At 69.7% G+C, this 24,938-nt stretch carries 26 protein-coding genes and 1 tRNA gene; 14 read left to right on the forward strand and 13 right to left on the reverse strand.

The features are described from left to right. Positions 1-57: 57 nt before the first annotated feature. Positions 58-801, forward strand: coding sequence for a ribonuclease PH (rph, locus tag ABN028_RS12515; protein WP_349696706.1), 744 nt, complete (start codon positions 58-60; stop codon positions 799-801). Further along, on the forward strand, positions 798-1,550 hold the full coding sequence (rdgB, locus tag ABN028_RS12520) for an RdgB/HAM1 family non-canonical purine NTP pyrophosphatase (protein ID WP_349696707.1): 753 nt from the start codon (positions 798-800) through the stop codon (positions 1,548-1,550). Before rph ends, rdgB begins: the two co-directional genes overlap by 4 nt. Before the next feature lie 112 nt (positions 1,551-1,662). On the opposite strand, the gene ABN028_RS12525 is transcribed toward rdgB, so the two are convergent. From ABN028_RS12525 to bcp, 4 genes are all read right to left on the reverse strand, one after another. Further along, positions 1,663-3,330 carry a hypothetical protein gene (locus ABN028_RS12525; RefSeq protein WP_349696708.1) on the reverse strand — a complete coding sequence of 556 codons (1,668 nt, stop codon included), beginning with the start codon at positions 3,328-3,330 and terminating at the stop codon, positions 1,663-1,665. A 65-nt stretch (positions 3,331-3,395) separates the two neighbouring features. After that, positions 3,396-4,088: a glycosyltransferase family 2 protein gene (locus ABN028_RS12530; protein WP_349696709.1), complete on the reverse strand. Its 693-nt coding sequence runs from the start codon at positions 4,086-4,088 to the stop codon at positions 3,396-3,398. A 166-nt stretch (positions 4,089-4,254) separates the two neighbouring features. After that, a tRNA-Leu gene (locus tag ABN028_RS12535) sits at positions 4,255-4,335 on the reverse strand. A gap of 99 nt (positions 4,336-4,434) precedes the next feature. Further along, a complete protein-coding gene (gene bcp / locus ABN028_RS12540; protein ID WP_349327270.1) occupies positions 4,435-4,908 on the reverse strand; it encodes a thioredoxin-dependent thiol peroxidase in 474 nt (157 codons plus the stop codon). A gap of 169 nt (positions 4,909-5,077) precedes the next feature. Here bcp and ABN028_RS12545 point away from each other — a divergent pair, with 169 nt between their 5' ends. The 5 genes from ABN028_RS12545 (at position 5,078) to ABN028_RS12565 (ending at position 8,520) form a co-directional block, all read left to right on the forward strand. Continuing rightward, positions 5,078-5,785 (forward strand): energy-coupling factor ABC transporter permease, encoded by a 708-nt coding sequence (locus ABN028_RS12545; protein ID WP_349696710.1) that lies wholly within the window; start codon positions 5,078-5,080, stop codon positions 5,783-5,785. Further along, the gene (locus tag ABN028_RS12550; RefSeq protein WP_349696711.1) at positions 5,782-6,240 is read left to right on the forward strand and encodes a PDGLE domain-containing protein; all 459 of its coding nucleotides are present in this window, start codon (positions 5,782-5,784) and stop codon (positions 6,238-6,240) included. The genes ABN028_RS12545 and ABN028_RS12550 overlap by 4 nt, the downstream gene beginning before the upstream one ends. A gap of 3 nt (positions 6,241-6,243) precedes the next feature. Beyond that, the gene (gene cbiQ, locus ABN028_RS12555; RefSeq protein ID WP_349696712.1) at positions 6,244-7,014 is read left to right on the forward strand and encodes a cobalt ECF transporter T component CbiQ; all 771 of its coding nucleotides are present in this window, start codon (positions 6,244-6,246) and stop codon (positions 7,012-7,014) included. After that, complete coding sequence (locus ABN028_RS12560) at positions 7,011-7,799, forward strand: energy-coupling factor ABC transporter ATP-binding protein (RefSeq protein ID WP_349327275.1); 789 nt, start codon at positions 7,011-7,013, stop codon at positions 7,797-7,799. The genes cbiQ and ABN028_RS12560 overlap by 4 nt, the downstream gene beginning before the upstream one ends. A gap of 244 nt (positions 7,800-8,043) precedes the next feature. After that, the gene (locus ABN028_RS12565; protein WP_349696713.1) at positions 8,044-8,520 is read left to right on the forward strand and encodes a DUF3618 domain-containing protein; all 477 of its coding nucleotides are present in this window, start codon (positions 8,044-8,046) and stop codon (positions 8,518-8,520) included. Between the two features lie 34 nt (positions 8,521-8,554). Here ABN028_RS12565 and ABN028_RS12570 read toward each other — a convergent pair whose 3' ends face one another. Continuing rightward, positions 8,555-9,235 (reverse strand): hypothetical protein, encoded by a 681-nt coding sequence (locus ABN028_RS12570; RefSeq protein WP_349696714.1) that lies wholly within the window; start codon positions 9,233-9,235, stop codon positions 8,555-8,557. A gap of 222 nt (positions 9,236-9,457) precedes the next feature. Here ABN028_RS12570 and ABN028_RS12575 point away from each other — a divergent pair, with 222 nt between their 5' ends. Further along, positions 9,458-9,754 (forward strand): GroES family chaperonin, encoded by a 297-nt coding sequence (locus ABN028_RS12575; RefSeq protein ID WP_349327334.1) that lies wholly within the window; start codon positions 9,458-9,460, stop codon positions 9,752-9,754. Positions 9,755-9,831: 77 nt separating this feature from the next. Next, positions 9,832-10,986: an FUSC family protein gene (locus ABN028_RS12580; RefSeq protein WP_349696715.1), complete on the forward strand. Its 1,155-nt coding sequence runs from the start codon at positions 9,832-9,834 to the stop codon at positions 10,984-10,986. Between the two features lie 16 nt (positions 10,987-11,002). Here the strand turns inward: ABN028_RS12580 and ABN028_RS12585 are convergent, their stop codons facing one another. Beyond that, complete coding sequence (locus ABN028_RS12585; RefSeq protein WP_349327279.1) at positions 11,003-12,532, reverse strand: restriction endonuclease; 1,530 nt, start codon at positions 12,530-12,532, stop codon at positions 11,003-11,005. A 611-nt stretch (positions 12,533-13,143) separates the two neighbouring features. Here ABN028_RS12585 and ABN028_RS12590 point away from each other — a divergent pair. Together ABN028_RS12590 and ABN028_RS12595 are read left to right on the forward strand one after the other, a co-directional pair. After that, positions 13,144-15,081, forward strand: coding sequence for a CocE/NonD family hydrolase (locus tag ABN028_RS12590; RefSeq protein ID WP_349696716.1), 1,938 nt, complete (start codon positions 13,144-13,146; stop codon positions 15,079-15,081). 5 nt (positions 15,082-15,086) lie between these two features. Then, positions 15,087-16,241 carry a M20 family metallopeptidase gene (locus tag ABN028_RS12595; RefSeq protein ID WP_349327281.1) on the forward strand — a complete coding sequence of 385 codons (1,155 nt, stop codon included), beginning with the start codon at positions 15,087-15,089 and terminating at the stop codon, positions 16,239-16,241. 144 nt (positions 16,242-16,385) lie between these two features. Here the strand turns inward: ABN028_RS12595 and ABN028_RS12600 are convergent, their stop codons facing one another. Both ABN028_RS12600 and ABN028_RS12605 read right to left on the reverse strand, forming a co-directional pair. Continuing rightward, positions 16,386-17,228, reverse strand: a complete 843-nt coding sequence (locus ABN028_RS12600) for an ANTAR domain-containing protein (protein WP_349327282.1) — start codon at positions 17,226-17,228, stop codon at positions 16,386-16,388. A 273-nt stretch (positions 17,229-17,501) separates the two neighbouring features. Continuing rightward, the gene (locus ABN028_RS12605; protein ID WP_349696717.1) at positions 17,502-18,398 is read right to left on the reverse strand and encodes a ketopantoate reductase family protein; all 897 of its coding nucleotides are present in this window, start codon (positions 18,396-18,398) and stop codon (positions 17,502-17,504) included. Between the two features lie 72 nt (positions 18,399-18,470). On the opposite strand from ABN028_RS12605, the gene ABN028_RS12610 reads away from it, so the two are divergent. Next, positions 18,471-18,947, forward strand: a complete 477-nt coding sequence (locus tag ABN028_RS12610; protein WP_349327285.1) for a P-loop nucleotide/nucleoside kinase family protein — start codon at positions 18,471-18,473, stop codon at positions 18,945-18,947. A gap of 24 nt (positions 18,948-18,971) precedes the next feature. Here ABN028_RS12610 and ABN028_RS12615 read toward each other — a convergent pair whose 3' ends face one another. Next, positions 18,972-19,586: a TetR-like C-terminal domain-containing protein gene (locus ABN028_RS12615; protein ID WP_349696718.1), complete on the reverse strand. Its 615-nt coding sequence runs from the start codon at positions 19,584-19,586 to the stop codon at positions 18,972-18,974. A 118-nt stretch (positions 19,587-19,704) separates the two neighbouring features. On the opposite strand from ABN028_RS12615, the gene ABN028_RS12620 reads away from it, so the two are divergent. Then, complete coding sequence (locus tag ABN028_RS12620) at positions 19,705-20,751, forward strand: aldo/keto reductase (protein ID WP_349696719.1); 1,047 nt, start codon at positions 19,705-19,707, stop codon at positions 20,749-20,751. A gap of 15 nt (positions 20,752-20,766) precedes the next feature. Here the strand turns inward: ABN028_RS12620 and ABN028_RS12625 are convergent, their stop codons facing one another. The 4 genes from ABN028_RS12625 to ABN028_RS12640 all read right to left on the reverse strand — a co-directional run bounded on the left by ABN028_RS12625 (position 20,767) and on the right by ABN028_RS12640 (position 23,544). Further along, complete coding sequence (locus tag ABN028_RS12625; RefSeq protein WP_349696720.1) at positions 20,767-21,936, reverse strand: epoxide hydrolase family protein; 1,170 nt, start codon at positions 21,934-21,936, stop codon at positions 20,767-20,769. A 74-nt stretch (positions 21,937-22,010) separates the two neighbouring features. Next, positions 22,011-22,427: a hypothetical protein gene (locus ABN028_RS12630; protein WP_349696721.1), complete on the reverse strand. Its 417-nt coding sequence runs from the start codon at positions 22,425-22,427 to the stop codon at positions 22,011-22,013. Between the two features lie 37 nt (positions 22,428-22,464). Next, positions 22,465-23,004 (reverse strand): DoxX family protein, encoded by a 540-nt coding sequence (locus ABN028_RS12635; RefSeq protein ID WP_349696722.1) that lies wholly within the window; start codon positions 23,002-23,004, stop codon positions 22,465-22,467. 102 nt (positions 23,005-23,106) lie between these two features. After that, on the reverse strand, positions 23,107-23,544 hold the full coding sequence (locus tag ABN028_RS12640; protein WP_349696723.1) for a YybH family protein: 438 nt from the start codon (positions 23,542-23,544) through the stop codon (positions 23,107-23,109). A gap of 328 nt (positions 23,545-23,872) precedes the next feature. On the opposite strand from ABN028_RS12640, the gene ABN028_RS12645 reads away from it, so the two are divergent. Beyond that, a complete protein-coding gene (locus ABN028_RS12645) occupies positions 23,873-24,883 on the forward strand; it encodes a DUF4037 domain-containing protein (protein ID WP_349327294.1) in 1,011 nt (336 codons plus the stop codon). The last annotated feature ends 55 nt before the right edge of the window (positions 24,884-24,938 follow it).

Here is a 24,938-nt window from a genome sequence, read left to right on the forward strand (position 1 = left end):
CGCAGCAGCAGGCGCCGCTGCACGGGATCCGGTGGTGCCGCCGGTAGGGTCGTACGCATGGTGAGAGTCGACGACCGCTCCGCGGATCAGCTGCGTCCTGTCCAGATCACCCGCGGGTGGCTCGACCATGCCGAAGGGTCGGCTCTGGTGGAGTTCGGGCGTACCCGCGTGCTGTGTGCGGCCAGCGTGACGGAGAGCGTCCCCCGCTGGCGCCGGGACTCCGGCCTCGGCTGGGTCACCGCCGAGTACTCGATGCTGCCGCGTTCGACCAACACCCGAAGCGACCGCGAGTCGGTGAAGGGACGGCTGGGTGGACGCACGATGGAGATCTCCCGGCTCATCGGCAGGTCTCTGCGCGCGGTCATCGACTTCAAGGCGCTCGGCGAGAACACCATCGTGCTCGACTGCGACGTCCTGCAGGCCGACGGCGGCACCCGGACCGCGGCGATCACCGGCGCCTACGTCGCACTCGTCGACGCCGTGCGCTATCTCGATGGCCGCGGCTCGCTCCGGGGCGACGCCCTCACCGACTCGGTGTCGGCGATCTCGGTCGGCATCGTCGACGACGCGCCCCTGCTCGACCTCTGTTACGAAGAGGACGTCCGCGCCCAGACCGACATGAACGTCGTGATGACCGGCGACGGGCGTTTCGTCGAGGTGCAGGGGACGGCCGAGGGCGACCCGTTCGACCGCAAACTGCTCGACGAACTGCTGGAGCTGGCCGGCGTCGGATGCGCGGAGCTGGCGCACATCCAGGCAGAGGTTCTTGCCAAGGAGCTTCCGGCGAGGTCCGGTCAGTGACGCGCGCCCGCGACGCGGTTGCGGCCGAATCGGTGACGCGGTCGGGTGACACGGTTGAGGCGGAGTCGGCGGTGCGGTCGGGTGACACGGTTGAGGCGGGATCGGTGACGAGTACGGGTACGCCGGTGGACCGGTCGGTCCGGCCGAAGGTCCTGCTCGCCACCCACAACCGCGGCAAGCTCGTCGAGATGGCCCGGATTCTCACCCCGCTGGTGTCCGCTGTCGAGGTCCTCAGCCTTGACGACGTTCCTGCCTACGACGAGCCCGCCGAGACCGAGCCGACCTTCGAAGGAAATGCCAGGCTCAAGGCGCACGCTGCGATCGCCCACTCGGGTCTGCCGTCCGTCGCGGACGACAGCGGCCTGTGTGTCGACGCTTTGAACGGCATGCCGGGCGTCCTCTCCGCGCGTTGGGCCGGTCGGGGAGAGAACCGACCCCGTGGGTACGAACTCCTGCTCGACCAACTGGCCGAGGTGCCTGACGAGCGCCGTGGAGCGTACTTCGTGGCCTGCATGGTGCTGGTCCTGCCCGACGGCACAGAGCACGTCGTCGAGGGCCGAATGCCAGGGAGGATCGCGCGGGAGCCGGCGGGAGACGGCGGGTTCGGCTACGACCCCGTGTTCGTTCCCGACGGCGAAACGCGGACCGCCGCCCAGCTTCCGCCGGCCGAGAAGGACGCCCTGAGCCACCGGGGCAAGGCGGTCCGCGCCATGGCGCCCCTCATCGCCGCCGCCCTGACTCAGCGCTGACGCTCACTGTCCCCGCACCCTCGCCGGCCTGCAGTGAGATCATGAAGTGAAAACGGACCATGAAGGCTTTCGGGGCCATAGCTCCGCGGCACCTTCATGATCACGATCATGATCACGGGAGGGCGGGGGAGCCTGCGGGGCCGACGGGGGCGTAGTCGAGGCACCTGGTCGGTCGGGCGTCGGGCGTCGGGCCCGGTATGACGGCCTGCACGGTGACCAGTCCCTTGTCCTGGAACCACACCACCCGGAACCGCGGCAGCAGCGGTGACACGAGGGCGTACCTGCTCGGCACACCGTCGTACAGCGGGACGACATCGCCTGTCACCAGCCAGATCCGCCGCGCGGCCGCCAGTTCGCGCGGCAGGGGACAGTCCGCCCGCGGGGTGGTCGTCGCGGTCGGTATCGCGCGGTACGCCCGGTCGAGCGGAAGGTGCAGCCGTGGGGCATACACCCGTACCGCCGCCCGGTCGCCGTTGCCGACGAGCAGGACATCGCCGGGTTCCCACTTCGCGGCCACGAAGCTCAACGCACCGCGGTAGTCGTCGACGCCGTACAGGTAGGTCAGGTCGTGAACGAGCCGCGTCGGCGGCGTCCAGCACACGGCGAGCACGGCCGCCGCGGTCGTGGTCCCGGCGACGGCCGCCACCATCCGGTCACCGACCGCCGGCCAGCCACTCGGTCCCCCCGACCTCGCCGTCCACCCGCGAACCACGCGGACTGCCCGTCCCGCCACGGCGTCGACCAGGATGCCGAGGCAGAGCAGTAGCGAAGGAACGCAGAAGAGCACCAGCCGCCGCCCGAACGGATAGAGCCCCAGCACCCCCACGGTGTACGCCGCCACCAGTGGCAGGACCAGCAGCATCGCGACGGCGGCACCGCGGCGGAACGCGATCAGTGCCCCGACGACGACCAGCGCGGCCCCCCACGGCGTCGGGAAGCCGAGCTCGCGGACGGCGAACTCACCGAACACGAACCCGTGCCAGTCCCACCAGCCGGCCAGACCTCCACCGTGCGTCGTGTGACCGCTCGGTCCGAGAAACGCCGCCCAGTACGTCAGGAAGTCGGGCGCCTGGCTCGTCAGATGCCGCGCGTAGAGTGCCGCCGCCAGGACCGACACTGCCGGCGCGACGAGCCAGCCCGCAGCGCGGCGCAGCGTCAGTTCGCCACGCCACGTCCGCACGAGCGTCACCCAGCCAGCGACCAACGGCGCCGCCAGCATGAAGGCGTGGGACAGCCACGGCAGGACGACGAGCGACGCGTACCACCACAGATCGGTCCGCCGGAAGCCGCTGTGCCGGGCGCTGACACCAACCCCGTCACCGGCCTCCCCGCCCTGAGCGACGGTCGGCTCGGCACTACGCGCCAGCAGCAGTACGCCGAGCAGCACCAGCCACGTCACGGCCAACGCGTCCGTGGCGTACTGCTTCGTCTGCACGGTGTAGAAGACCAGCTCCGAGAGGGTGGCCAGCAGGATCAGCGGCACGACGACGGCCCAGCGGTAGCGGACCAGACGGATGCCGAGCACCGCCACGAGCACCAGCAGGGCACAGCCTGATCCGAGCGTCATCAGCCGGTAGGTGCGTTCGCCGTCGCCGGCGACCGCCGTCACCGCGCGGACCACGAGGAGCCACAGCGGCGGCGCGGACTGCGTGTCAGCCAGCCGCCCGAGCAGTGCCGCAGCCGGGTAGGCGTCGAGGCTCTGGACCAGGCCGAGTTCGTCACGCCAGAACGCGCGGTCCTGCCACCACAACACGAGCCGTACCGCGATGCCCGCGGCCACAGCCAGGGAGACGGCGGCGGTCGCGGGGTGCGGGGACCGCCAGAGTCTTTCCCCTGGACGGAGCCTCAGCGCCGGCCGCCGGAGAGTCGGGTACGCGCCAGGATCCACAACGCCTCGACCCCGTCGCGCCAGGTGAGCTTCTTGCCCTGCGCCCGGGTGCGAGCGCGGTAGGAGATCGGCACTTCGTACGGCCGATAGCCCCGACGCAGCAGCTTGCCGGTGATCTCGGCCTCCATGCCGAAGCCTGCCGAACGGATGTCGAGTTCGCGGTAGAGCGTGAGCGGCATCAGTTTGAAACAGGTCTCGAGGTCGCGGATGTAGCAGTTGAAGAGCACGTTGGCGAATGTCGTGACGGCCCTGTTGCCGAGGACGAACCAGAAGGAGTACGAGGTGTGGCTCGAGAACGTCCTGGTGCCGTAGACCACCTCGGCGTCTTGGGAGATGACAGGAGCAAGCAGCCTCGGGATGTCGGCCGGGTCGTATTCGAGGTCGGCGTCACAGACCACGAAGAAGTCGCCGGTCGCGATGCTGGCGGCCGTACGGATGGCCGCACCCTTGCCGCGGTTGACGGTGTGCCGGTGGACAACGACCCGCTGGTCGTCGATCTGGTCGAGGAGTTCAGGGGTGGCGTCGCGGCTGCCGTCATCGACGATGATGACCTCTACCTCGCACGGGTAGTCGACGTCGAGGACCCGTTTGAGGACACGGCTGAAGGTCGCTTCCTCGTTGTAGACAGGTACGAGGATGGAGAGCTTCACCGGGCATTCCCCCACGAGACGTTGGTGCGAGAAGAGGAGCGAGGACATCAGCTCCGGCGAGTAGCCCCGACTGAGGGCTGACAGGAGGATTGACGTCCCCGTGCCAGCGGGTCGGCGTGACCACCGGAGGTGGATCCGGCCGCGTCGCCCAGCGTCGTCGGCCGCGTGCGAGAGAAGGGAGTCGAACCCTCACGCCCGAAGGCACCGAATCCTAAGTCCGGCGCGTCTGCCATTCCGCCACTCTCGCGCCCGGGCGTGCCTGCGGCAGCCCATCAGCGGCGGCTCAGTCTACGGTCTCGGCCGCCACCCGCCGACGACCTCCTGCCGGGACCCGCCGCCGAGGGCGTCAGACGCCGAGTTCGCGGCGCAGCTTGGCGACGTGGCCGGTGGCCCGGACGCCGTACTGCGCGACCTCGATCCGGCCGTCCTCGCCGACGATGAACGTCGAACGGATCACCCCTGTGACCGTCTTGCCGTACATCTGCTTCTCGCCGTACGCACCCCACGCGGTCAGCATCTGCCGGTCGGGATCGGAGAGCAGCGGAAACGTCAGACCCTCCTTCTCGCGGAACTTCGCGAGGGCCGCCGGCTTGTCCGGCGAGATCCCGAGCACGGCATATCCCGCCGCGGCCAGCGAGTCCAGCGAGTCGCGGAAGTCGCAGGCCTGCTTGGTGCAGCCGGGGGTCATGGCGGCCGGGTAGGCGTAGACGATCACCTTCTGGCCACGGTGGTCGGCGAGGGCGACGCTCTTGCCGTCGGCGTCGTCGAGGGTGAAGTCGGGTGCCGGGTCGCCCGGGCTGAGTCGAGGTGCGGGGGCCACTGGTCCTCCAGGTCGGACGGAATGAGACGGGGGGTCTTGTTGCAAGTTGTTTGCATGTAAGAATGACCGGCGAAATGTGATCAGTCCAGGATTGCCATCATCTCTCAAGGTGGAGCATCTCCCAGACCGGAGACATCCCGCCCAGACCTCCCAGTCCCGAGGAGGACCAGTGCACGTACCCGACGGCTTCCTCGACGCGCCCACGTCGGTCGCGACGGGCGTCGCTGCGGCCGCGGTCGTGGGCGTCGCTCTCCGCGGGGCGCGCCGCGAGCTCGACGACCGGACGGCACCTCTGACCGGACTGGTCGCGGCGTTCGTGTTCGCGGTCCAGATGCTCAACTTCCCGGTCGGCGCCGGCACCAGCGGGCACCTGCTCGGCGGCGCACTCGCCGCGGTCCTCGTCGGCCCTTGGACGGCCGTGCTGTGTCTGACCGTCGTCCTTGCGGTCCAGGCACTCTTCTTCGCCGACGGCGGAATCACGGCGCTGGGCACCAACATCACGCTGATGGGCGTCGTGACGGTCATTGCCGGGTGGGTGATCTTCACGCTCGTCCTCCGGCTGCTGCCGAGGCGGCCCGGGTCGGCGGCGCCGGCGGCGTTCGTGGCCGCGCTGGTCTCGGTGCCGGTCTCCGCACTGTGTTTCGTCGGCCTCTACGCCGTGGGCGGAACGGCCGAGATCTCGCTCGGCGCGCTCATGGCCGCCATGCTCGGCTGGCACGTCCTGATCGGGATCGGCGAGGCCGCCATCACCGCCGCGACCGTGGCCAGCATCGTGGCGGTCCGGCCCGACCTGGTCCACGGCGCCCGAGGCCTGCTTGCCGGGCAGGCCCTCCTCATCCGTACGTCCCGCGCCATGTCGAAGGAGGCCGCCTCATGAGCGAACGCGTCGACGCCGGTACGCAACCGAGCCCGACCCAGCCGAGCCCGACCCAGCCGAGCCCGACCCGCCCGCCCCGGGCACGGACGAAGGTGGTCGTGCTCGTCGGCGTCGTGGTCGCGCTCCTGCTCGCGGGCGGGGTGAGCTACTTCGCCTCCGGCAGCCCGGACGGGCTCAACCGGGTCGCCGAGGACCTTGGGTTCGGCGATCGGGCCCGCGACAGCGCCACCGCCGGTTCACCGCTCGCCGACTACGGCGTCAGGGGTGTGGAGCATCCGGTCCTGTCCGGTGGGCTCGCGGGAGTCGCGGGCGTCCTGGTCGCTCTCGCCCTGGGAAGTGGCCTGGCCTACGCCGTGCGCCGGCGGACCCGGACACCCCAACCCTCGACGCCCTCCACCGACCGTGCCACCGGCGCGTCCACCGTCGGGGCCACCGGCCGCTCCACCGACGGCTGACAGATGGGCGCGGTCCATACGCACCGGCTCTACGTCCACGGCCATTCGGTCGTGCACCGGCTCCCGCCGCACTGCAAGCTCGTCGCGCTCGTCGCCTTCGTCCTCGTGGTCGTCACGACGCCGCGCACCGCGTTCTGGGCGTTCGGGTGCTATGCCGCACTCCTGATCGCCGTCGCCCTGCTCGCCCAGGTGCCGCTGCCGTTCGTCGCCACGCGCATGGTGGTCGAGGCGCCGGTGGTGGTGTTCGCGGTGCTCCTGCCGTTCATCGCGCAGGGGCCGCGCATGGACGTGCTCGGCGTGTCCGTGTCGGAGGCTGGCCTGCTGTCGGGCTGGAACGTCCTGGTCAAGGCCACCCTGGGTGTTGTCACGTCGATCCTGTTCGCGGCGACGACCGACCAGCGCGACCTGCTGGTCGGGATGCAGCGGCTGCGGGTGCCGGGTCAGCTCGTCCAGATCATGGCGTTCATGGTGCGCTACCTCGACGTGGTCACCGACCAGATGGGGCGGATGCGTACGGCGAGGGCTGCCCGGGCGTTCACCCCGCGCGGACCGCGTGCGTGGCCCGTCCTCGCCCAGTCGGCCGGAGCGTTGTTCATCCGGTCCTACGAACGCGGTGAACGTGTCCACCTCGCGATGCTTTCCCGCGGCTACTCCGGTCGGCTGCCGGACCTGCCCGGAGCCCCGGCGTACCCCTCACGCCGGGCATGGCTTCTCGCCCTGGCACTCCCGGCGACCGCGCTGGCAGTGGCGTTCGTCGCCTGGTGGACACCATGACCGCCGCGCCGCCGCAGACCGAGCACACCAGGTCGAGCGCGCCCGTCCTCGAACTCCGTGGCCTGGCATACGCCTATCCCGACGGCCACCAGGCGCTCTACGGCGTCGACCTCACGGTCACCCGCGGCGAGCGGGTCGCCGTCCTCGGCCCCAACGGCGCGGGCAAGACCACGCTCGTTCTGCACCTCAACGGCATCCTCATCCCGGGATTGGGATCAGTACGCATCGACGGTATGCAGGTCGGTGCGGAGACGATCCGGGAGGTACGCCGGCGGGTCGGCGTCGTCTTCCAGGACCCCGACGACCAGCTGTTCATGCCGAGTGTCCGCGACGACGTGGCGTTCGGCCCGGCCAACCTCGGCCTGCGCGGCGGAGAGCTCGACGCCCGGGTCGACGAGGCGCTGCGGCAGGTCGGGATGGGCGACTTCGCCGATCGCCCGCCTCACCACCTGTCCTTCGGCCAGCGGCGTCGGGTCGCGGTGGCGACCGTCCTCGCGATGCGGCCGTCGATCCTCGTCCTCGACGAGCCGTCCAGCAACCTGGACCCGGCCAGCCGCCGGGAGCTGGCGGAGATCCTCCGCCGGTTGGACGTGACCGTGCTCATGGTGACCCACGATCTTCCGTACGCCCTGGAACTCTGCGAACGCTCGGTCATCCTCGACGGCGGCACGATCGTCGCCGACGGACCGACTCCCCTCGTCCTCGGTGACGCCCAACTGATGGCGGCACACCGACTGGAACTTCCGTACGGCTTCGACCCGCGCTTGGCGGATCGCACCCGCTGAGCTGGCTGGGCCCGGGCGCGCTGACTCGCCCGCACGTTTCGCCATGGCTCGGGCTTTTGTGGTCAGAGCGCTCGTTTGGGGTAACCCCGCGAAGATCTGAGGCGCACATGAGCGATCTGCCACACTGAAGTGATCACCGCGATCGTGGGGTTCGGATGCGAGCGAGGTGACGTGATCGTGACGATCGGGCCCGCCTGTGGCGCCGGGAACCATTCATGATCACCAGACGATCGGAGGGCCGAGAGTGAGCGACCGGACGAGGCAGCGCTTACCCGCCCAGAAGGAACAACCGGGCGCGAGCGCGAGCCGGGAGGTTGCCGAGAAGCGAACCGCCGGCGAGAAGGCGTCCCTTGGTGAGCGGCAAGCCGCGGGCAACCGGTCCGCTGCCGAGATCGAGCGGGAGCTCACGGCCACGCGCGAACGCCTGGCCACCACGATCGACACACTGACCGAACGCATGCAGCCGAAGCAGATGGTCTCCCGCGGTGCGGTGAAGGCGAAGCTCGTGGTCATGACCCCCGACGGCCGGTTCCGTACCGGCCGGGTCGTGACGGCCGTGGTCGCCGCGGGTGCCGTGTTCGGTGCGCTCAAGCTGCTCCGCGGCCGGCTGCACGACGGCCCGACCGGTGGCGCCCGTCCGCGTACTCAGCGGCTCGGCCAGCCGCGTGGCCGGCAGCCACGTGGCCCGCGGCACCATCGCCGGCAGGGGAGACGTCGCTGAGCGTCGACCGACCAGACGGGGTCCCGCGGGTGGCTCATCCGTGCAGCTTCAGCCAGCCGACGACCGCCGCGACGACGGCACCGATCGCTCCGAGTCCGACCACGAGAGGGGTGGACACCCCGTCGCGGTTCTCTCCCGACGCGTCCACCGAGCCGGCCGGCATGATCGGCCCGGCGGGTGCCTGCGCGGCCAGCGAACGCTCGACCTCGGCGGTGAGCGGTTGGCTGCCGTCACACAGGCCGGCGGCGTACTGGTCGCGCTGGGGTTCGATGTCAAAGCTGTCGTGGGTGGCATAGATCACGAACGGTCCGGAGCCGTCCAGCTCCAGGCCGCAGGACGCGCCGGACTCCATCGTGACGATCTCCTGCCGCCGCTGTACCTCGCCCTTGTAGATCCTTTCCACCTCGAACGTCCAGACCTCCACACCCGTGCTCTCCCAGGGGAACCGGTCTTTCGAGGCCCGGTCAACGACCCGTCCGACGAAAACGGCGTCGGCGCGCGCGAACGCCTCGGCCGGGTTGGTCGGAACGCACGAACACGCGCACGCGGGTACGGGCGCGAGGACCACACCGCCGAGAGTGAGGAACGCGGCGACCATCCCGACGCCCAGAGTCCGTACGAGCAGAGCCCGTAGGAGCGGGGTCCGTACGAGCAGGGTCCGTACGAGCAGTGTCCGTACGAAGAGAGCCTTCCGGGGCGCGGTGAAGCGGGACATCGGAGCCTCCAGGGTCGGATTGATCTCTGGACGCTCTCTCTGCCCCGGTGGTTGCCCGGCTGGCCCAGGCAACGAAGAGGGCCGCCGTCGGGAGGTGCCCAGGCGGCCGGCGTCCACGCGGAGCCCGGGCCGTTGGCGATCGGTGGGCAAGGCGCCGTAATCTCTCACACCGTGACCGACACGTCGAACGGCCGGCTCCGCGCCGACAAGCTGCCGATCCGGATGCTGCACGACCGCGTCCTCGTCGTCCTGGACGCCGAGAGCGGTGAGCGTCGCTCGTCCGCGGGGATCGTGATTCCGGCGACCGCCAAGATGGGTAAGCGTCTTGCCTGGGCGAAGGTCGTGGCGATCGGACCACACGTCCGGTCGGTCGTCATCGACGACCGGGTCCTGTTCGATCCCGAGGACCGCGCGGAGATCGAGCTGCACGCCGAGGAGTACATCCTGCTGCGCGAACGTGACATCCACGCGGTTGCCTCCGAACGGCTCGAGGACGACCAGACCGGCCTCTACCTGTAGGGGACCGCCGGCCTGGGTACGTACGTCCTGCGAGCGACCGGCGGCCCGGGACAACCAGTGGGTGAGTCGAGGGTGTGATGACGGGCCGACGGCCGGTGGCGGCGCTGGTACGCCGGGGCGAGGCGATCCTCGACGACGTGGCGCAGCGTTCCCGTGAGTCGCTCGGCACCCGCGTCCGACGGCTCGGGCGCACCCTGCTCCCGATCGTCCAGTCGGCCGTGGCGGCCGGTCTCGCGTGGTACGTCGCGACCCGCTTCGTCGGTCATCCGCAACCGTTCTTCGCCCCGATCGCGGCCGTGCTGTCGCTGGGAGTGTCCCTCGGCCAGCGGCTGCGCCGGTCCCTCGAGCTCGTGGTCGGCGTGGCCCTCGGCGTCCTCGTCGCCGAACTCCTCATCGGGGCGATCGGTCGCGGCGCCTGGCAGATCGGGCTGGTGGTGCTGCTCGCGATGGCGGCCGCCGTCCTCACCGGAGGTGGTCCGCTGCTCGTCAACCAGGGCGCCGCGTCGGCGATCCTCGTCGTCGCACTCGTGCCGGCGACCAGCACCGCGATGGCCGCCACGACCCGCTTCGTGGACGCCCTCGTCGGAGGTGCCATCGGCCTGCTGGTCAACGCGATCCTGCTGCCCGTCAACCCTGTCGTCGTGGCACGGCGCGCCGCTGGCCGGATGCTGGAGGAACTGGCCAGCACCCTTGACGACCTGGCATCGGCGCTCAACGCGAAGGACCGGTCCGCCGCCAACGCCGCCCTGGCTCGTGCCCGTCTCATCGAGGGTTCGTTCGGGGACTTTCGCGAGGCGCTCAGCGCCGGGAGGGAGATCGCCCGCATCGCGCCCGTGCGCTGGCGTGCCCGCGGTCATCTCACCTCGTACGTCGATGCCGTGACCGACCTCGACCATGCCGTACGCAACACCCGGGTCCTCGCCCGGCGCGTCATCGTGGTCATCCGGGACGACGAGCCGGTCCCACCCAACCTGGTGGCAGCGGTACGCCGGCTCGCCGAGTCCGTGCGTACGCTCCGCAACGAACTCGCCAGGGGAGTCGAACCGCGGGCGGCGAGGCGCGGCCTGGTCGACGCGGCCGAGTTGGCGACGTCGGCGGTCGACGCGTGCGGGTTCTCCGGCAAGGTCGTGGTCGCACAGGTACGGTCCTGCGTCCACGACCTGTTGCATGCCTCGGGGCTCGACCGCGCCGACGTCGACGAGATCCTCGCCGGTATCGACGACGTGGGATGAGGGCGCCCCGGCTGCGTCAGCGGTCGACGCCGGACGGAGTGCGGTCGTGGCGCTGCTCGGGTACGCCTGAGCCTTCCGCAGGTCCCGCCTCGGAGGAGACGGCCGGCTCGATCCGTACGGGTAGGCCGTGCTGCTGGCACAGGGCGAGGACGTTGTGCCCGTCGTAGAGCCGTAACGGCCGCCGGTGTGCGTAGTCGTACGCCTGCGGGTCGAGCCCGCCGGTCGTCAGGAGCATGCCGCCGTCGGCCCGCTCGCGGCGTACGGCGGAGGCAAGCCCGCGGACCTCCGAGGTCTCCAACCGGCCCTCTCCGCGGCGGACATGCACGACCTTGCGGCAGGCTTCGGCGCCCGAGGAGGACGCGAGGTAGCTGCCGGCCGCTCCGTCGAGCGCGACGACGGAGTAGCCCATGCGTTCCAGGAGCCGTTCGACGAGGCGCCAGAACTCCTCGATCGGTGCCGTCGCGAGGTTGGGTGCGCGGGTGGCCGCCGCCGGAGTCACGGACGGATCGGCGAGGTCGTAGGTGAGAATCGGCGTCACGCCGGCAAGCTCTTCCGGATAAGGGGAAACGTCTGCCCCGCACTGCTTGCGGACGAGCTCCAGCGGGTCGCTGAGGTTGTCGAGATTGAGTCGGCTGAAGCGTCGTCGCGAGGTACTCATGGTGATGAGGCACGCACTCGTGCCGTCCTCCGTGGTCACCATGCCGTTGAAGACGACGGTCTCCACGAGTCCCGCCGGGTCCGCGCCGAATGCGGTGTTGGCCGCGCGGAGCGCCATCTGGGCCAGCAGGTCGTGGTAGACATCGCGGAGTTCGCCGACCGAACGCCACTTGTAGACACCCACCGAGTCGGTGGCCTTGTTGAAGCGGAACTCCTTCTCCCGCGGCACGATGTCGGTGCTCGGAAGCTGCCACTCGATCAGCAGGAGTTTGGATTCGGGAACGTAGGCGAACCGCCGGTCGCGGGGAAAGCTGGACCGGTCCACGATGGTCGCGAACACCCGGGAGAAGTACTCGCTCACCCGGACACGGTCACCGGCAAGCACCGCGTCGCGGAACTCGTCGATGGACGCGTTGTGGGCAAGGGTCTTCTCGAGCACGGTGGCGTGTGTGTCGGCGTGGGAACGCTGCAGCTCCTCGATCCGGCGTTGCCGCTCCGCCTCGTCGGCACGGTAACGCTCCAGTGCGCTGGCGTACGCCGCCTCCGCCTCCGCCTCGGTCGTCCGCCGGGACGCGCGGGTCAGCAGCCGGGTGAGGAAGTTCGCCGGTCGGGGTGCGTACTCCTCCCAGTGCGGGAGGGGGTGGGGATCGGCGTCACTGCCGAGATCGACGGTCGGTACGGACTTCTTCAACTGCTCGAAGTCGACGGGTTCGACCGGACGGGACAACGAGGCGTGCAGCAGGATCTTGAGGCGCTGCACCCGTTGCTCGGACTTCTCCGAGCGTACGACGGCGTCTTCGCTCATCTGCTGGATGTGGAGTTCTTCGCGGTGACGTTCCTGCGCCGTGAGCCGGCGTTTCGACTGGGTTCGCTGCCAACGTTTCACCATCGCGCGGCCCCCTCGTCAGGGAGAGACGGTCTTGTCACTTCGGTCGTGGCAGTGGGTCGCGTCAGCCGAGCGGTGGGCCGGGTACGGCCGGGGAAACGCGTGCGTACGGCACCTGAAAGGGCGGACGGTGCGCGGGCTGGTAAGTGCCCGCGGGCGTCGTCCGTGGTCGCCGTGTCGACGTGCCGGCCACTGTGGTGGCGCTGGCGTCTCATCGGGTCGCCCTCCGGGTTTGCCTCGGCGTCCGATCACGCTGTGTTCGTCTCTTGTAACATGCCGCTCCAACGTAGGCCAAGAGTCCGTATCGCGAGGTGAACGCCGCCCACTTGCGAGGGTTGTGACGAGTTTGCTCCGCCGTTGGTTCCAGAATGTGAGCAGTGGTGTTTGTGTCCCACTATCGACCAGGCTCTGGAGGCAAAAGTTCACCCATCGAGGGCTTGTGGGGAATGCCGCGTCGTGGGCGCATCCGCCGGCCGATGTGCATGCCGGTGCCGAACGCGGTCATCCGCGGCACCCGGGTCTGGTCTCGATGAGGGTGCCCTTCGTCTCATAGGTTCGGAGAAAGGGGTTCCGCATTCCGACCTGGACCCCTCCCATCTCCCGAGGGAGTCGACGTGGCTGACTGGCGAGGGCAACCGGAGTCGCCGAGCGAGTTCGGCGTACTGCTGGCGAGTGACGTGCGGTTGGCGATGCGCGACGGCGTCGGGCTCGCCACGGACCTGTTCTTTCCGGCGGATCCCGCCGCGCCCGACTCCCGGGCAGCCGGGGCCTGTCCGGTTGTCCTCGTACGTACGCCGTACAACAAGCGGAGCCTCGCGATGCGCGAGCTCGGGGAGTACTTCGCCCGCCGTGGCTACGTGACGGCGATCCAGGACTGCCGGGGACGGTACGCCTCGGAGGGCACGTTCGACTTCCTCGTCCAGGAACCCGAGGACGGGTACGACACGATCGAGTGGCTCGGTGTCCAAGCCTGGTCGACCGGCGCGGTAGGCACGATGGGCACGTCGTACTCGGGATGGACCCAGACGGCGGCCGCCGCGCTGAACCCACCCCACCTCGCCGCGATGGTGGTCAACCAGTCCGGGTCGAACGCCTACACCAGTTCCGTACGCCACAACGGCGCAATGGAGTTGCGCTTTCTCAGTTGGGCGTTCATGGAGGCGGCGACGACGCCGGCGAACGCGCGCAACCCCGAGTTGACAGCCGCGCAGACGGCGGTCTCGGCGGCGGAGTGGCTTCGTCGACTGCCGCTGCGTCCAGGCCTGACGCCGCTCGCCCACTCGCCGTCGATCGAGCGCTGGGCGCTGGATCTCTACACCCGCGGGGACTATGAGGAGTTCTGGGAGCAGCCCGGCTTCCACGTCATGAAGCACTGGGACGACTTCGCCGACGTGCCGGTCCTGTTCTGCGGCGCATGGTACGACTCCTACACCCGCGCGACGATCGAGAACTTCACCGGGCTCTCGCAGCGCAAGAACGGTCCCGTCCACCTCGTCATGGGCCCGTGGACGCACGGTTCGACGACGGTGGACACGACGTTCGCCGGTGACGTCGAGTTCGGGGAAGCGGGCTCCCTCGCGGGCAACCTCGCCGACGACTTCCCGCACCTCCACCTCCGGTGGTTCGACCGCTGGCTGAAGGGCCTCGACAACGGCGTGGACCGGGAGGATCCCGTCCGCCTGTTCGTCATGGGCGCGGGTGACGGGTCACGGTCGCGCGAGGGGCGGCTCCGCCGCGGTGGCGAATGGCGTGGCGAGAAACAGTTCCCGCCGGCGGGCGTGGCCGAGGTCACGTACCACCTGCGGGGCGACGGGTCTCTCGGCACCGAACCTCCGGAGCCGACGTCCGGTGGCATCGCGGCCACAGCGGACAGCACGACGTTCTGCTACGACCCGGCCGATCCGGTGCCGACGATCGGCGGGAACATCTCCTCGCTCTCCGACCAGGTGCCGGTGCCGGACGCGCTCGCGGACCGCATCCCGTACGAAGAACGATGGGCGTCCATCGTCAAGGTCGGCGGGCAGGACCAGCGCACCGGGCCGGACGTGCTCGGCGCCCGGCCGCCCTACCTCCCACTGGGCGCGCGCGGGGACGTGGTGGTGTTCCAGACCGAGCCGCTCGCCGCCGACGTGACGGTGATCGGTCCGCTGTCGGCGGTGCTGTACGTCTCCTCGTCCGCGCCTGACACCGACTTCACGGTCAAGCTCGTCGACGTCTTTCCGCCTTCGGCGGACTACCCGCACGGGTACGCCGTGAACATCTCCGACTCGATCTTCCGGTGCCGTTACCGCAACGATCCCGCGCAACCGGAGCCGATGGTCCCCGGGGAGGTCTACCAGTTGCGCATCCCGATGTACGGCACCGGCGCGGTCTTCGGCAAGGGTCACCGGATCCGGGTCGACGTGTCGTCGAGCAACTTCCCGCGGTTCGACCCCAACCCCAACACCGGCGAACCGATCGGACGTCACCACCGGCACCAGGTAGCGGACAACACCGTCCACCACAGCGCCGCTCACCCCTCGCACGTCGTACTCCCCGTCCTGGCAGACTGATCGGCATGGGCGGATCGATCGCGGGGGAGATCCGCGTGCGGCTGGAGGCGCGGCGCCAGGAGCTGGTCGACCTGCTCGCCGAGTGGGTCAGCATCGAGTCCGGTTCGGACGATCCGGCGGGTCTTGCGGAGATGGCCGGCCGGCTCGAGCAGCGGTTCGGCGAGTTCGGAACGCTGACCCGTCACCCGCTCGGGCCGGGCGGGGCGCCGCACCTCTCGCTCACGGTGCCGGGCGCGGAGCCCGACGCCGCACCCGTCGTCGTCCTCGGCCACTACGACACGGTGTGGGCACGCGGCACGCTGTCCCGGATGCCGCTGCGGATCGAGGACGGCATCCTGACCGGTCCGGGAAGTTTCGACATGAAGAGTGGCCTGGTGCTGCTGCTGTACGCGCTCCGCGAGCTCAAGGCACAGGGACGCGCCCCACGGCGTCAGGTGCGGATTCTCCTCAGCTGCGACGAAGAGGTCAGCAGCCGGACGTCACGGGAGTTGATCGAAACCGCCGCGACCGGTGCCGCTGCCGCCTTCGTCCTGGAGTCGCCCCTGCCAGGTGGCGCGCTCAAGACCGCGCGGAAGGGCATCGCGACGTACCGGTTGGCGATCGGCGGTCGCGCCGCCCACGCGGGGATCGAACCCGACAAGGGAGCGAGCGCGATCGTCGAGCTAGCCCACCAGGTGCAGGCGCTCCACCGGCTGAACGATCGCGAGCGCGGCACCACCGTCAACGTCGGCGTGGTCCGCGGCGGCAGCCGTCCCAACGTCGTCGCGGCTCACGCAGAGGCCGAGATCGACGTCCGGGTCGCCACCGCGGCCGAGGCCAGCCGCGTCGAACAGGCGATCACCGGGCTGATCCCGGCAGTGACCGGTACGACACTGACGGTGCGGGTCGAGGCATCCCGCCCGCCGATGGAGTCGACTCCCGCCAGCCGACAGCTCTTCGCCCACGCCCGCGCGATCGCGGCCGGCATGGGAGTCGGCGACCTCGGGGAGGGCTCGACCGGTGGAGCCAGTGACGCCAACCTCGTCGCCGCCATGGGCGTACCCACCCTCGACGGCCTCGGCCCGGAGGGCGGCGGCGCGCACGCCGACCATGAGCACGTCCTGATCGAGAGCATGCCGCGCCGCGCCGCGCTTATCGCCGGTCTGCTGGCCGAGGTGTGAGCGGCGCTCGGCATCGGAGCGGTGGGAGCGGCGCTCAGCGTACGAGCATCACCATCACCCAGACGACGCCGAGTGCCGCGAACAGCACGAATTCGATCGCCTTCCAGCCGGCTTGCCGCACGATGGTCCCCCGAATCTTCCGCGTCAGTGTCCCGCTGGTGGGCCGGAGCCCCCTCGTCTCGGTGTGTCTGGCCGGCTGGGACGAGGTGAGCCCGTGGGACGGATCGGCCTCGTGACCTGCGTCGGCCGTGCGGCGGTCGTCGACAGGGAGTCCAGGATGACGGTGGGATCGCCCGTGCCGTCGACGACCTGCTGGGCGAGTTCGGCCAGTCGGAGCCGGTTGCTGCGGGCGTGGTGCCGGAGCGCGTTGAACGCCTGGTCGACGCTCAGACCGCTGCGCTGCGCCAGCATTCCCTTGGCCTGCTCGATGATGACGCGGCTGTCGAGGGCCCCCTGCAGTTGGCCGGCGACCTTGTGTGCCCGTCCCGCGGAGCTCTGGTGGAGTACGCCGATCGTCGCCAGGTCGGCCAGCGCCGTGGCGAGCCGTTGGTCGTCGTCGGAGAGGGGCTTCGGTTCGGCGCTGACGAACCCGAGCGCGCCGACCGTCAGCGTGCCCACCTTGAGCGGGAACGCATGAACCGCACGGGCGCCGGCCTCCCGCGCGCACAGTGCGTACTGCGGCCAGCGGGTAGGCGCCGCATCGAGATCGGTCTCGCTGACCGGCTCCTGAGTCTGGTAACTCTCCGTACAGGGTCCGCCTTCTGACTCCAGCTCGAAGAGGCGGGTCAGGGCATCGGACGTGGCACTGGTGGCCGCCGTCTGGAGTCGGCCGTACCGGTCGGCGAGCATCACACCGCTGGCGGCGATGTCCATCAGCGACATGCAGTGGTGGATCACGGCTCCGAGCGGGTCGAGTGAGCTCACATCGATTCCGGCGGAGTCGGCAAGCTCGATGGCCGCCTCGGCCACGGGTTGCTCTCCGGTCATGCTCTCGTCCCTTTCGCCTGCGCCAGCGCAGTCGCACCTGGCAACGCGAAGGGGCAGGCGACCGGCGCGCGGAGGGCCGGGCGACGCCGTGCGTGATCACTGCCGCTCATGCGTACCGGCCAAAGGCACGAGGTCCGGGCGCTCTGGTGCTGGTGGACGTGGTGGCGTTTTCGTCGCTGAGGTCGTGTCTCGCGACTCGATCTACCCGGTTTGACGACGGATAGTCATCCATGTGTTCAAGACCTGGAAGGACACTCGTTCCTGGTGACGCTCTCATGGACGCGGCACTCGAAGGTCGTCGACCAGGCCCGCGGTCACGGAGACGTCGATGCCGTGCCGCTCGGCGGCCCGCAGCACGGCACCGCCGATCGCGTCCAGCTCGATCGCGCGGCCGGCTTCGGCGTCGCGCAACATCGACGATTTCAGGGTCTCCGGCATCCGGTCCAGGCCTACGACGACCGTCTCCGCGTCGACGGTGCCACCCGACGCTTGGGCGACCTCGCTGATCTCGTCGATGACCGCCAGCATGGTGGACCGCCGGTCGTTGCGTACGACCCCGATCGGTGCGCGGGCGTGGGTGGTCAGCAACGCCATCGGGGCGAGGAACGACGCCTTGTTCCACAGGATCGCCGTCTCGTCGGCGCGCACCGACGCGTCGAGGCCGACCTCGGCGAACAGACCGGCAAGCTGGTCGAGCCGTTGCCGCTCCACCGTGGCGCTCGCCAGCTCGATCCGCGCGAACGGGCTGGCGTGCTCGATGCGTCCCGGCGCGACGCGGGTCGACTCCACGACGATGGTGCCGGCGACCGTCGACGCCGTCGGGTAGCGCTCGCGCAGGAGCGACATGTGGTCGACGCCGTTGAGGAACGGCACGAGCAGACCCGCGCCGGACGCGTCGGCGGGCAGGCGGGTGAGGGCATCGCCGAGTGCGGTGGCCTTGACGGTGATGAGGCAGGCGGCGACAGGTTCGCGGAGCTGGGTGTCGGCCTCGACCGGCACGGTGAAGTCGCCGAATGCCGTACTGGTGACGGTGAGGCCGGTCTCCCGCAGGGCCGCCGCCGTCGCGGGCCGGGCAAGGAACACCACCCGGTGCCCGGCACGGGCGAGCAACCCGCCGAGCAGTCCGCCGACACCGCCAGGACCAAGGACAGCCACCGTGTCGTTCGCCATGGCGACCATCCTGGCCTACGTGGCGGGGGTGATCCCGGGCGCGTGCGGACACGTCCTCCCTACACTTTTCCGATGGCCACCGCGCATCTGATCTACGGCTACATCGGAGCCGGCAAGACGACCTACGCCCAGAGCCTGGCCGAGCGCCTCGGGGGCGTCCGGTTCAGTACGGATGAGTGGGTCGCCACGCTCTACGACGAGGACGAGAGCCGGATCCCGGACATGGCGCCGCTGATCCGCCGGGTCGAGACGGTGATGGAACCGCTCTGGTGTCGGTGCCTGTCGCTCGGCGTCGACGTCGTACTCGACCTGGGGTTCTGGGCACGGAGCAAGCGGGACACCGCCCGTCGCCTCGCCGAGCGGTGTGGCGCCTCGTCCCGGCTGCACCATGTGCGCTGTCGCGACCGGGAGGTGGCGTGGGCGCGCGTCGAGCGACGCAACCACGATCCGCGGGGCAGCATCCGGATGTCGCGCCACACCTTCGACGTTCTCGAGGCCAAGGTCGAACCGCCGGGCGAGGACGAGGACCATGTCCTGATCGAAACCTGACGGGGTGGCCACCAGCGCTCGTGGCTACCGACGGACGTACGCCCCGGCTCGGGCCGCCGCGGCGGTGGCTTCGGCGGCGCGATCCGCGGCGGTGGTGTCGAGGGGATCGCCGCCTGTCAGCAGGCGGTAGTAGAGCGGAGCGGACACGGCCCGGATCACCTCGTGGGCGTCGGTGCGCGCAGGTACCTCGCCCCGGTCGATGGCCTGGTCGACGCACGGCGCCCATTCCGCGACCCGCGTGTCGTAGAAGCGCCGCAGGGCTCCGGCCGTCCGGTCGTCACACGTCGCCGCGGCGATGATCGCCTTGAACAGCGCTCCCTGGCGGCGGTCGCTCAGGGTCCGCTGGACGAGGCGCGCGTTGGCTTTGAGGTCGCCGATCAGCGTGCCCGTCTCGGTGCGGGGCGAGGACTGCTCGGCCATGTCCACGAGCAGATCGGCGACGAGGCTGGCCGCGGTTCCCCAGCGGCGGTAGACGGTCGTCTTGCCCACGTTCGCCCGATGCGCGACGTCGGCGAGGTCCAGGTGGGCCAGTCCGTTCTCGGCGAGGGCGTCCCCCGCTGCCTGGAGCACGACCGCCCGCACTCTGGCCGTCCGTCCTCCAGGGCGGATGGTGCCGGGGCCGGCCTGCTCAGCGTCCATAACGGGTCTCCAGTTTCGTTAACGGCGGAGGCGTGCTAGGTTGACTGCACCCAGCTTAACGGAACTACGGGACCGTTAGTGGCTGGCTTTCTGTCATGTCGCGGGAAGGAACGTGGTCATGGAATTCAGACGGTTGGGCCGCTCCGGACTCATGGTCCCCGCGCTCAGCTTCGGCGCCGGCACGTTCGCCGGCCAGGGCCCGCTGTTCGGGGCCTGGGGCCAGACGGATGCCGACGAGGCTCGCCGTCTCGTGGACATCTGCCTGGACGCCGGCGTCACGATGTTCGACACGGCCGACGTCTATTCGAACGGCGCGTCCGAGGAGGTCCTCGGCCAGGCTGTCGCGGGCCGGCGGGACCGCGTGATCCTCTCCACCAAGACCAGCCTGCCGATGGGCGACGGGCCCGACGAGGCCGGTTCGTCGCGGTCGCGCCTGATCAGGGCGTGCGAGGAGGCACTGCGGCGCCTCGGCACCGACTACATCGACCTCTTCCAGCTCCACGCGTTCGACGCCGGTACGCCGATCGAGGAGGTGCTGTCCACCCTCGACGACCTCGTACGCACCGGAAAGGTCCGCTACGTCGGCGTCTCCAACTTCTCCGGCTGGCAGGTGATGAAGTCGCTGTCCGTCGCGGAGAAGTACGGCTACCCCCGCTATGTCGCGCATCAGGTCTACTACTCGCTCGTCGGCCGCGACTACGAGTGGGAGCTCATGCCCCTCGGGCTCGACCAGGGCGTCGGCGCCCTCGTGTGGAGCCCGCTCGGCTGGGGGAGGCTCACCGGCAAGATCCGTCGTGGCCAACCGCTGCCGGCCGGCAGTCGGCTGCACGAGACCGCGGACTTCGGTCCACCCGTCGACGACGAGCGCCTCTTCGGTGTGGTGGACGTTCTCGACGAGCTTGCCAAGGAGACCGGCAAGGCGATTCCGCAGATCGCCCTCAACTGGCTGTTGCGGCGACCGACGGTCGCCTCGGTCATCGTCGGTGCCCGCAACGAAGCCCAGTTGCGTCAGAACCTTGGCGCCGTCGGCTGGACGCTCACCTCGGACCAGCTGGCGAGGCTCGACGCGGCCAGCGCGCTGACCGCGCCCTATCCGTACTTTCCCTACCAGCGGCAGGAAGGCTTCGCCCGACTCAGCCCTCCGGCGACGGGCGCGTCGTCCTAGGCCCGGACAGGTGGGTCAGGTCTGTCGCCGGACGCGGCGGAAGAAGGTTCGTACGTCGTCGATGAGCAGGTCGGGCGCCTCCATGGCGGCGAAGTGCCCCCCGCGGTCGAACTCTGACCAGTGCACCAGGGTGTGCTCGCGTTCGGCGATCCGCCGGATCGCGGGGTCGGACGGGAAGATGGCGAGTCCCGTCGGCACCGGTGACCTTCTGTCCGAAGCGTCCTGCTGGCCCTCCATCTCCCTCTCCGCCCGCGTCTCGTAGTAGAGGTGTGCCGAGGATGCGCCCGTTCCCGTCAGCCAGTACAACGTGACGTTGGTGAGCAGTTGGTCCAACTCGACGGCAGACTCGGGTAGGTCCTTGGCCGGGTCGGTCCACTCCCGGAACTTCTCCACGATCCAGGCGAGCTGGGCGACCGGTGAGTCGCTCAGTCCGTACGCCACGGTCAGCGGCCGCGTGGACTGGATGTCGGCGTATCCCGTTCCGTCGCGTCTGATGCATTCGGCCGCGGCGATCCGCGCCCGTTCGACATCGGTGAAGTCGTCGACGTCGAACGAGCCCAGGTCCGGAAACGCCAACCCGCCGTTGATGTGGACGCCGACCACCCGGTGGGGTGCCACCCTGCCCAGCTCGGGTGACACGACCGAACCGGTGTCGCCGCCCTGAGCGCCGAATCGGGGGTATCCGAGCCGACTCATCAGCTCGACCCACGCGAGGGCGATCCGGCGGTGGTTCCAGCCCGGTTCGGCAAGGGGGATGGAGAACCCGAATCCGGGAACGGACGGCGCCACGACGTGGAACGCATCCGCCGGGTCACCGCCGTGGGCGCGGGGATCGGCGAGCGGGCGGATGACCTTCATCAGCTCGACGACGGACCCCGGCCATCCGTGCGTGACGATGAGCGGAAGGGCGTCTGGCTCGGGGGAGCGTACGTGCAGGAAGTGCACCAGCTGCCCGTCGATCCGGGTGGTGAACTGTGGGAACTCGTTGAGCTCCGCCTCCCATGTGCGCCAGTCGTAGGAATGCCGCCAGTGGTCCGCCAGTGGTTTCAGGTAGTCGCCGGGAACGCCGCGGTCCCACCCGACGCCCGGTGGCTGCGTGGGCCACCGTGCATGGTCGAGGCGGGCATGCAGATCGTCGAGTGCCGCCTGCGGAACCTCGATGCGGAACTCTCGAATCTCCGTCACAGTGTCCTTTTCTCAGCGGTCGACGCTGGCTGCGTGGGTCGCGCGGGTCGCGCGGGTCGCGTGGGTCGCGTGGGTCAGCCGGTCAGCAGGCCGATGCCGAGGCTGACCACGCCCGCGGCGAGGGAGAGCGCACCGATCCACAGTATCCAGATCAACCGGTTGGGCCCGGTGGCATTCCTCCCGGCGGAGGCGGCGAAGAACCCGGCGGACATGAGGACCGCGGCGACGGGAATACCCAGCCGGGCGGTCCACAACGCCAGCCCGGTGAGGCCGGTGGCGTCCGCGTAGAGCAGGCCGACCAGGCTCAGGATCACGAGGACGCCCGCATGGCCGTGCCCGGCGCGAGCGAACGACTTCTGGAAGTCGGTCATCGGCACCTGGCCGCGGGCGATCCGGGTCATGAACCAGCCGCCGACCTGGATGGTGACGATGGTGAGGAGAACGGCCCCGGCGACCAGCCGGGACTCGGCACTGAGAGCCACGGTTTCCACGGCGTACTCCTTCTGCGAAATCAGGATGGGATGACGGTCAGCGGGATGCCACGGCTGGCGGTGCGGACTCGGAGCGGCGCAGGTGCCGGCGCAGCAAGCGCCGGATCGCTGTGCTGTCCGCCGACCGGGCGACCCAGACGACGAGGGCGATGTAGAGGATCTGCTCAGGAATCCGCAGCCACAACGGCGTGGGCTCCTCTCCGTTGAACGGCACGCCGGCGACGGCGGCGTAGATGTTCGCGGGAAGCAGGAGGACGAAGAGGGTGGCGAGGCTGAGTCCGGCCGCCCAGCGGGTCGCGGTCGGCACCAGGCCGAGAGCACCGAGCAGTTCGAGTACGCCGGTCAGGTACACCATCGCGTCGGGGAACGGGACCAGCGGCGGCACCATGCGTACGAGATCGGCGTGGTTGGGCATCACAGTGACGCCCGCCGGGACGAAATGCGCACTCGCGGTGACGACGAGCATGACGGCCATCGCGGGTGCGGCGCTGGTCGGCCAGGTGGCGAATCGGCGGACTCCGAACGTGCCGAGGAGGCGGAAGCCCAGGAGGGCGACCGCCAGGACGAGTAAGACCATGATCTTTCCGTTCGTGATGGATAGTGGTGCTATCCGCATATGGATACTGCCACTATCCATGATGGGTACGGAGAAGGCAAACCCTTTATCCCGGAGCGCCCCTCACCCACGCGCCGCGTCAGCGGGCTCATCGCCGGCCCCGGGGTCCGTGTGGGGGAACGAGTGATGTTCGTGTGTGACAACCCATCGGCCGTTCTCCTTGCACAGGCCCAGGGTCAGCCGCAGCCGGTTCTCGGGATTGTCGGCGAACTCCTGCGGTGTCCCACACCGCAGCAGGGCGTACGCGAATGCGATGTCCTCGCCCGCGGTGATGTGCAGAGACTCGATCTCGAACGGGGCGCCTTGACGCTGCCATTCGAAGAATCCCGGCCAGGTCTCGCGGTAGGCGTCGATGCCACATACGCCTGCGTACGGTGGCGGCACGTCGAACATCACGATGTCGTCGGTGTGGTCGACCAGGACGCCACCCAGGTCACCGGTGTGGACCGCGTCCGCCCAGCTTTCGATCAGCGTGCGGATCTGTTCCTCGTTGGTAGGCATGGTCGTCGATCCTTCCCAGCCGATGCTGTGTTGGGGTTCGGTCGCTACTACAACCCGCGCCGGGACGAGAAATCATCGCGGCGGCCCGAAAACCGAGCTCGATCGCATCGAGGAACGATCATGGTTGCCGTCTCGAGTCCCCGGTCACCTCCTGATCGGAGGAAAGGCGGACCTGCGGTGACCCCTGCCCTGTCGGCTGACGCTCCGTGGTATCCACGGTGTGGGCACGTGGCATGACGCCCGTGCCGCAACGCCCGTGCCGCAACGCCCGTGCCGCAGCGCCCGTGCCGCAACGCCCGGCGGCACACGTCTTGAGGAGTGCACTCTCGTGTCTGCGTTCGTTCCCGGCCTGGAACTGAGCCGGCGGTTCTACCAGGAAGCCGTCCGGCCGATCCTGGACGCGGAGTTCCCCGGTCTTCCCCACAGCGCGGCGCTCCTCGGCCGCGGCTCGGAGGTCCTGGGCTTCGACGACGAGATGTCGGGGGACCATAACTGGGAGCCGCGCGTCCTGGTCTTTCTGCGGGAAGAAGACCACGCTCGCCACAGTGAGGCCATCGACGAAATCCTGCGTCAAGGAGTACCGCCTCGGTTCCAGGGCCATCCGACCGACTACGGAATCCACACGCTGCGCGGCTACTTTCGCGAACGCCTGGACGTCGATATCGACGGCGAGATCGGTGCGCGCGACTGGCTGACCTTCTCTGAGCAGGGCCTCCGTATGGTCACCGCCGGAGCGGTCTATCACGATGAGGTCGGCCTGCAAAACGTCCGCGACCGCTTCGCCTACTATCCGCGGGACGTGTGGTTCTACCTGCTGGTGGCGGGTTGGTGGCGTATTCACCCCGAAGCCAACCTGGTCGGCAGGGCCGGTTCCGTGGGAGACGAGCTCGGATCGGCGCTCATCGGATCCCGGCTGGTGCTCGATCTGATGCGGCTGTGCTTCCTGATGGAACGGCAGTACGCGCCCTATTCGAAGTGGTTCGGGACGGCCTTCTCCCGGCTGGCCTGCGCCGCCGAGCTGTCGCCGATTCTGTGGCAGGCGCTTCAGGCAGAGACGTGGCCGGAACGCGAGAACGCGCTGATGGCTGCCTACGAACAGGTCGCAGCGATGCACAACGCACTGAACATCACCCCACCCGTGCCCACCGAGGTGCACCACCTGTGGGACCGTCCTTTCAAGGTGATCTGGGGCGACTTTCCCGGCGCGCTCGGCGCCCAGATCCAGGACCCTGCCGTGAAGCGCATCGCCGAACGATGGCCCGCCGGCGGCGTCGACCAGTTCAGGGACCTTCTGCTGGCTCCCGGTAGCCGCAGCCTGCTGCTCCGCCTGTTTGAGTAGGTTCGCGGCACGAGGCTTGCGCAAGCAGGGTTTGCTCTCCGCGGGGACCTCGGCG

It is taken from the genome of Actinopolymorpha sp. B17G11, assembly GCF_040196095.1.
Lineage (GTDB): Bacteria > Actinomycetota > Actinomycetes > Propionibacteriales > Actinopolymorphaceae > Thermasporomyces.

Coding starts and splice junctions, on each gene's coding strand:
- rph (WP_349696706.1), top strand. CDS start 58: ATGGTGAGAGTCGACGACCGCTCCGCGGATCAGCTGCGTCCTGTCCAG.
- ABN028_RS12550 (WP_349696711.1), top strand. CDS start 5,782: ATGAGCGAACGCGTCGACGCCGGTACGCAACCGAGCCCGACCCAGCCG.
- cbiQ (WP_349696712.1), top strand. CDS start 6,244: ATGGGCGCGGTCCATACGCACCGGCTCTACGTCCACGGCCATTCGGTC.
- ABN028_RS12560 (WP_349327275.1), top strand. CDS start 7,011: ATGACCGCCGCGCCGCCGCAGACCGAGCACACCAGGTCGAGCGCGCCC.
- ABN028_RS12570 (WP_349696714.1), bottom strand. CDS start 9,235: ATGTCCCGCTTCACCGCGCCCCGGAAGGCTCTCTTCGTACGGACACTG.
- ABN028_RS12575 (WP_349327334.1), top strand. CDS start 9,458: ATGCTGCACGACCGCGTCCTCGTCGTCCTGGACGCCGAGAGCGGTGAG.
- ABN028_RS12580 (WP_349696715.1), top strand. CDS start 9,832: ATGACGGGCCGACGGCCGGTGGCGGCGCTGGTACGCCGGGGCGAGGCG.
- ABN028_RS12585 (WP_349327279.1), bottom strand. CDS start 12,532: ATGGTGAAACGTTGGCAGCGAACCCAGTCGAAACGCCGGCTCACGGCG.
- ABN028_RS12595 (WP_349327281.1), top strand. CDS start 15,087: ATGGGCGGATCGATCGCGGGGGAGATCCGCGTGCGGCTGGAGGCGCGG.
- ABN028_RS12600 (WP_349327282.1), bottom strand. CDS start 17,228: ATGACCGGAGAGCAACCCGTGGCCGAGGCGGCCATCGAGCTTGCCGAC.
- ABN028_RS12605 (WP_349696717.1), bottom strand. CDS start 18,398: ATGGCGAACGACACGGTGGCTGTCCTTGGTCCTGGCGGTGTCGGCGGA.
- ABN028_RS12610 (WP_349327285.1), top strand. CDS start 18,471: ATGGCCACCGCGCATCTGATCTACGGCTACATCGGAGCCGGCAAGACG.
- ABN028_RS12615 (WP_349696718.1), bottom strand. CDS start 19,586: ATGGACGCTGAGCAGGCCGGCCCCGGCACCATCCGCCCTGGAGGACGG.
- ABN028_RS12620 (WP_349696719.1), top strand. CDS start 19,705: ATGGAATTCAGACGGTTGGGCCGCTCCGGACTCATGGTCCCCGCGCTC.
- ABN028_RS12635 (WP_349696722.1), bottom strand. CDS start 23,004: ATGGTCTTACTCGTCCTGGCGGTCGCCCTCCTGGGCTTCCGCCTCCTC.
- ABN028_RS12640 (WP_349696723.1), bottom strand. CDS start 23,544: ATGCCTACCAACGAGGAACAGATCCGCACGCTGATCGAAAGCTGGGCG.